The 7,354-nt window shown below is 36.9% G+C and carries 4 protein-coding genes; all 4 read right to left on the bottom strand.

Features of this window, described 5'->3' with window-relative positions:
- The coding region (locus EGI22_RS14935) for an IS110 family transposase (protein ID WP_255069269.1) at positions 1-243 on the bottom strand (243 nt) is incomplete at its 3' end.
- A 349-nt stretch (positions 244-592) separates the two neighbouring features.
- Positions 593-1,312: a hypothetical protein gene (locus EGI22_RS14930; RefSeq protein ID WP_255069268.1), complete on the bottom strand. Its 720-nt coding sequence runs from the start codon at positions 1,310-1,312 to the stop codon at positions 593-595.
- 495 nt (positions 1,313-1,807) lie between these two features.
- Positions 1,808-3,346, bottom strand: coding sequence for a bifunctional GNAT family N-acetyltransferase/carbon-nitrogen hydrolase family protein (locus EGI22_RS14925; RefSeq protein WP_255069267.1), 1,539 nt, complete (start codon positions 3,344-3,346; stop codon positions 1,808-1,810).
- A gap of 181 nt (positions 3,347-3,527) precedes the next feature.
- Positions 3,528-7,354, bottom strand: a 3,827-nt coding sequence (locus EGI22_RS14920) for a hypothetical protein (RefSeq protein WP_255069266.1), incomplete at its 5' end; no start/stop codon positions are given.

Genomic DNA, 7,354 nt, shown 5'->3' with positions numbered 1-7,354 from the left:
ACTAATCAGAACGGCATAAAGTGCTTGCCAATAAGTACCTGTACTTTCCATAGCTACAGTGGTTACTTTGTTTTCTTCAAGCCAATCCGCAATAGCATGAAGGTCTTCATTAAAAACACCAAATTCTTTGATGTCTTTTTCTTTTTGACCTACTGAGACCCAATGAGAACGGCTACCTATGTCAATTCCACCAGCATGCGGATTGACAATTTCCATGGATAATGATTCATTTTTCTGATCCATAAAATTTGAGTTTAAATTTAAAAAATACTCAAAGGGAGTGCTCTTTTGGAATAATAAATATTCTGAACGGGGTTTCGTATTCTGATAGTAATCGGAACAGAACCGCCACTTAAGTTATGACACACACTCCAACCAGGATGACGCTCGTGCTATTACGCAACAGTTTTAAAATCGGCCTTGCAATGAGTTTTCAAATTTAAGGGATTGTTTCATAAGTGCTTCCACGTTAGCATACTAAGTTAATGGGCGAGGCTTATATGCTGGATTACCCCTAACGGTTTGTGTATGTGGCGTGGCGGGCTTTTGCCCGACATGAGCACATACACTTTGTTCCATGCTGTTTTCTTTTTTATCCGTAATTTTTCATTATTATCTCCTTGGCTTCTTTCTCAGCATCGTAGTTGCTTTCAAACTCCTTATTGAAAAAGTAAAACATTGCCATTTGATATTCTGGAAATTCAAAGAAAATATGTTCGTCCATTGTATGGAAAAATAGAGATTGTTTGTTTTTACTTCTCCAAAATACTAACGAAAAATATCTCGATTCTTTGTCTTGCCTTTTAATTCTTGCTTGTGATTTTCTTAATTGAGCCATTGCTTTGTAAGGAGACAACTCAATATTCAATCTCATTACTGACATCGGTACATCTCTGAAAATCGGAATAAAATCCGTTGATTGTTTTCTTCTAAATTTCCTTCTAAAATTAAGAACATGAAATTTGTATTCAATTATTTCTAACCAACGAATTACATTTAAAGATTCTTCATATTCATAATAATCATTACTCAAATCCGTATCTCGAAAAAGATTATTGATATGTTTCTCTACCTCTGAAAGCGTTTCATTATTACACTTCGAACATGCAGGAATTGCAGTTTTAATAAAAGTTTGTTTACTCCCATTTATTACCGTTTCAAAAAATCTTTCTGGGTCATTTTCGAAGCACCATTTTGGCAATACATGTTCTTTCGTTAAATCTTTATCTGTGCCACAAAAGGAGCACAAGTCATCTTCTCCTGCAAAATTCCAAGGGTCAAAATGATTTCTTTTTATATGGTCGATTATCAATTTGCCATTTTGTTTAAAATTCTTTCTCAGCAATTTGAATTTTTCATCAACCATTTTTCTTTTTTCTTAATAGCATACAACGAGTCGGTTAACGAACCTTATTTTTCGAGTGTCGTTAATTTCGCAATTAGTTTTTTGGTGATATGTTTTTTAAGATGTTGAAATTGAGGTAGTTGCGAAAAGTGTCTAGTTTCGTTAATTTTTTCATGCGTGATTTTGAGTTTCGTTAAGCGATTAATATTTATAACAAATATATTCTTTACATTCCTTATTTCCAATGATATTAGTGCCAAATTATTGGAGGTTTTTCTCTATTATAATAAAGAAATGCTGTAAACCTTTCGGCTTGATGGTTTGAACACATCTACATTCTATTGCTCAGTTTTTGTAAGCTATTACTTTTGCCATTTGTGGCGGTTCTATTGGTTTCTGTTTTCTTTAAATATTAAATCAGTCACTATACTGAGGTTTTGCTTGGTTTTATGGTTTGGATCTTCACTTTTTAGGTGTCTTTTTTCTTAAATCAAAAAGGTCTTTTCTGCGGTCTTGGAGGTTTCTTACACTTCCGGCTTTGTTGAGTTCTCTTAATAGATCCAAGTCTACGTCTGCCAACAAAATCATCTCTGCATTTGGCGTAGCTTCGGCCTTGATGCCATTGGATGGAAACGCGAAATCGCAAGGCGTAAATACCATGGATTGGGCAAATTGTATGTCCATGTTGTGTACTTTGGGTATGTTGCCTACGCTGCCGGCTATGGCCACATAACATTCGTTTTCGATGGCTCGGGCTTGTGCACAGTGCCTTACGCGTGAGTAACCGTTTTGGGTGTCTGTCAAAAACGGCACAAAAAGGATGTCGATGCCTTCGTCGGCCAAAAGTCTACTCAATTCCGGAAACTCCACATCGTAACATATCAAAATGCCGATTTTGCCGCAGTCGGTGTCGAAAGATCTAAGCTCTGAGCCACCCACCATGCCCCAAACTTTGGCTTCGTCTGGCGTTACGTGGAGTTTTTCGTAGCGTTCTATGCTGCCATCTCGTCTGCACAGGTAGCCAACATTGTAGAGTTTGCCGTTTTTGATTTCGGGCATACTGCCACAGATGATGTTGATGTTGTAAGAGATAGAAAACTCCGAGAATTTATTAACGATAGTTTCGGTGTGTTTGGCCAATTCTCTAATGGCTTCAGGTTCAGAGAGGTGGTTGTTTTCGGCCATCAAAGGAGCATTGAAAAACTCAGGAAAAAGTGCAAAGTCAGCCCTATAACCCGAAACCGCATCTATGAAAAACTCCGCTTGCTCCATCAGCTCGTCTATGCTGTCATACGATCGCATCTGCCACTGAATCAGCCCCAAACGCACCACTTTTTTGATACTTTGGGCCTTAAGATTGGGTTTTTCGTAATAGATATTGTCCCATTCAAGCAGCACTGCATATTCGTTAGAGGCCTCGTCGCCTTCCAAATAGCCCTTTAGGACCTTCACAGGGTGGAAATCGTTGGAAATCTGGAAACTCAAAACTGGGTCGTGGATTTCTTTGGTTTTTACTTTTTCTATGTATTGTTTTGGCGTAAGCGTGCCTGCATATTTGTGAAAATTGGGTATTCGGCCTCCGAAGACTATCCCGCGAAGATTCAGGTTTTCGCAAAGTTCTTTTCGGTAATCGTACAATCTGCGGCCCAAACGTAAGCCTCTGAACTCAGGAACGATGAAAACATCTATGCCATAAAGCACATCGCCTTTGGCGGCGTGGGTGTTGAAGGAATAGTTGCCCGTGATTTGTTTGTAGGTGTGGTTGCCTGGGAAATTGTCATAATCCACTATGATAGATAATGCACAGCCTGCCAGCATTCCGTTTACTTTTATAACCACCTGTCCTTCAGGAAATTTCATCAGCAAGGCTTTGATCTGGTTTTCTTTCCAATACGCATCAGGCATGCTTTGGTAAGAGGAAACCATGGCTTCTTTAAGTTCCTGATAGTCTTCAACGGTTAAATAAGTAAGCTCTATATTTTCTATATCTTCGATATTCATAATTTGCGATAAAATGTGTTTTGAATGTTAACAAAGGTAGGGGTTTTTGATGGTTTAACCTTAGGGAATGCTGCGGTTTTGGTGAATTCGAATAGTCTTTGGATTAAAATTTTCGAAAAGAAATGAGTTTTTGACTTTTATTTAATGCAAATTTCATAAGCAAAAACTTTAAAATCAAATATCACCTCATCCAAACTTTCACGCTGCATTGTTCACCGTTTTGATTTAGGGAACTCAAGGTGTATAAACCCGCTGGAATATGTGTTTGCGGATGAATTTCTAAATAATCTTCTTTTTCTAAAATACTCAAAATATCTACTTTTTGCCCAGCCACATTTGACAATCTAACGCTTGTTTTGTCAACATTTGGAAAATAGAGTTTCAAAAGTTCTCTATTTTCAGATGGATTTTCGAATATCAAACAAGTCAGATTATCTTCTGGTACACTAATTTTTACTTGGTTTCTTCTTGTTTTTATGCCATTGCCAAAATCATAAATTAAAGCATAAAAGTTTTCGGTGATAAATGGTTTTTGGTCAGCAAAAAGTGGATTTTCAATCTTTGGAATCCATTCAAACCAGTTTTCTTCGTCCTTACTTTTCTGTATGCTATAAATTCCTTTAGACTCAAAATCAATGATATTTAACTGTGGAAGTTTGTTGGTATTTAAGTCCCCTTCCAAAATACCAAGAGGTAGATTTGCACTCCAAAGACCAAATTCGCCTGTTTTTTGGCTGCTAAACTCCACGAATTTAAATCCTTCTTTAGCAGCATTTTGCCAAGTTGTGGAGGTTTCAAGCCAATAATTGTCTGTGAGGTCGTTGTTTCCTAAGTCACAGTCTGGATTCAGACCAGCGTAGTTTACAATTAAAACTTCCTCGCTTATTTTCTTATCAAAATTTTCGATTTCGGTGTTGGTAAGATAAAATCTGAGTTTCACATTGGACGAAAAGACTTTGGAAGCGGTAAATCTAAAGTATCTCGGATAAAAATCGGTGAGGTTTAGGTCTTTAATACTTTTTGATTGCGTGGTTTTAAGGTCAAAGCTCACTTTGCCTAAATTTTGTCCCTTGGGATGAATGGCTGCAAATATCTTTCCGTTTTTGTCGTAAATATAATTCCATTGATTTGGGTCTAAAGTCAGGCCAGTTTGACTGATGCATGAATCTGCTTTGGTATCGTAAAAACATGGCTCTAGACTAAAGTTTATTGCAGTTTTAAAGCTAAAACATCCATTTTTTCCTTCTACAGCCGCGTACTGTTTTTGAGCGATATCAGCATTTAATTCCACGAAATTTTCTGTATAGTCTTCATCTTCAGGGTTTATAAACCAGAATGTATTTAGATTATTGATTTTAAGCGGTTTGGTTTTTTCTGAAAATTGACAGAAAACAAATGTGTTTTCTAAAATACTAATTTCTGGAGCCTCAAGAATGTTGAGGTCTATTTTGGAATATGGACTTTCACAAGAATTTGCGTCTTTAATATAGGCTAAATAGCTCAATAAAGTCGCATCAGAAAAAGTGAAATTCTCAATTTTGCTAGAGTCTAGATTAACTAAAATGGTGTTTGCTGGCAATGCAAGGAATACTTTATCAAAAGTAGAAAATTGGCATAAATCCAGATTTGAAAGTTTTAAAGGTTCTGGGTTTTTATTTATGTTGATTTTTAGGGTATTGGAATTTCGAACACAAGTACTTGAACCTTGGTTAAAAAAAGTCACCCGCAAGCGGTAATCACCTGATTCACTTGGCTTTGGGATGAAAGTTTCGTCTAAGCTAGAAGTAGTAAAAATGGTGTTGTAGGTGCTTCCTTCTTTTAGTTGCCATTCGAAAGTTTTGGGTGTGCCTTGAATTAGATTTTCAAAAACCTTTGCACTTAACGATTCATTTTCACAGGTTTTAATGTTTGACAAATCAGCAAGAATGGTATTTACGCTGAGTGAAACCTCATCTGAAATGATTTCTTTTGTACCGTTACTAACAATGCAGCGATAGATGCTACCATCCAAATGAGGTGCCACGCCAGCATCTGCTATTTTCAAATCTTTGGTATTTTCTCCTGCAAGTTTTATAAAAACTCCATCCTTTTTGATTTGCCATTGATAGCTAATTACCGAAGCAATTGCACCTTTGGTTTTTAAAGTAAACGTTACCGTGTTTTTATCGCAATTGGCTTGGTTGCTTGGCTGCGTAGCGATACCAAATGAAGCGATTATTTCGGATTCTATTAATAGTCTTTCACTTTCGCAGCCTTTCTGACTTGTTTGGGAAACATAATGGTCGTAGGAACCAATTTTCTGATAAGTTGGCGAATAGTTTATAAACGTTTTGCCTGTTCGAGAAGTGTACCATTTTAGGTTTTCTCCATTAGCGGTAAACTCCAATCCTTCCTCTTCAAAAACACTTAAAGGAGTGGTATTTGTGGGTTTTGGAGGTTGAGGGTTTATGATAATTTGCATTAAAGCTTTTTCACTTTCGCATTCGTCTTGGTTTTTGAAACTATAATAAAACAGCTGATCACCAGCGTTTTCGGTTGAAATAGTAGGTTGTTTTGTAAGTCCAATTGTGCTTCCTAAAGGATACCAAATGACGTCTATAGTTGATGGTTCGTATAACTCAATTTTTGGAGACTTTTCGGCTTGACAAAATTCAAAGCCAATGTCATTCGGTTTAGTTGGGTAGTCTCCCACACTCAGGGTCATTAAGTCGGTTGTTTCGGTACAAGTACCTGTACTAGAGTTAAATAACAGAGAACAACGGTATTGGAATTCATTCGCTTTGGTAAGTTCTGTTATGGACATTTGAAGGCTATTTGTGCCAGAAATACTTCCTCCATCTGCAAGATCAAGCCAATCAGCCCCAGTTCCTGTTCGGTATTGCCATTGAATTACAGAAGGTATTCCTGTAATAGTGTGGGTATTGTTAAGATTGAAATTAAGGTCATTGCCTAAGCAAAGTTTTTGGTTTGGCAAACTTCCTTGTACTCTATTCACATTCAAGCTTACTTCCTCGCTTATTATTTCTTCTATTTGGTTGTTGATAATACATCTATAAAGCGTACCATTTGGGCTTTCGGCATTTCCAACACTTTTAATTTTTAATTGCTCTGTAAGTGCTCCATCTATGTAATTGTTGGCATCATCTAAGTTGCTGAAAGCAGTTTCATTGGGTCTTTTTCTTTGCCATTGGTAGATTAAGTCTCCACCTAGGGCTGAAATCTCAAAATTTGAGGTGTTTCCGTAGCAATTGATTAAAGACAATGGCTGGGTAACAATAGCTAGCTCGGGGATTAATCTGGCGGTTATTTGAATTCGCGGACTTTCGCAAATGCCAATAGTTTGGCTTACCCAAAAAGTATAAAGTCCAGGAATTGTAACTTCTGGAGTTTGGCTTAAAGGAATTGATGAAATTGCACTTTCATACCATTTTAAACTTTGACCATTGGCTGTAAAAATTAATGCAGAAGGGCTATAAACAGAATCTGGGGTGGTATTTATTGGGCCTTCAATTCCAGGAACCACTTTAATATTCACACTTTCAGAAACCGCATCACAAGAGTTTTTGCAAGTGACTGTGTAGGTGGTATTTTCTGTAGGGGATACATTTATTTGAGCAGAAGTTTCTCCAGAAGACCAAAGGATTTCTCCTTTGCAGCTTGAGCTTAAAATGTTTACATTCGCACCAGCACAAATCGTAGAATCTGAAAAAGGCACTGAAATACTCAATTGCGGATGAAAAACAGCCGAAACAACATTGGACGTGGCGATATTACATGAACTATTTATGCAATCAACTCTCGCTCTGAAATAGAAAGTGCTATCGTTTCCAGGATTATTGAAATTAAAGGCTAAAGCGTCTGAAACAGAAATATTTTTCCAATTTGTAGAACTTTGAGATGAGCTAGTTTTATTTATTTGCCATTGAATATCACAAATTCCTTCACCACCAATTACTGTTTTTGTGAGATTTAGAGTATTTCCAAAACAAACCGAATCTGTATCAGCCA

Origin of the sequence: Lacihabitans sp. LS3-19 (genome assembly GCF_024343575.1) — a bacterium.
GTDB lineage: Bacteria > Bacteroidota > Bacteroidia > Cytophagales > Spirosomataceae > Leadbetterella.
The sequence above is the reverse complement of the archived record's forward strand: the minus strand, read 5'-3'. Positions and strand labels throughout refer to the sequence as shown.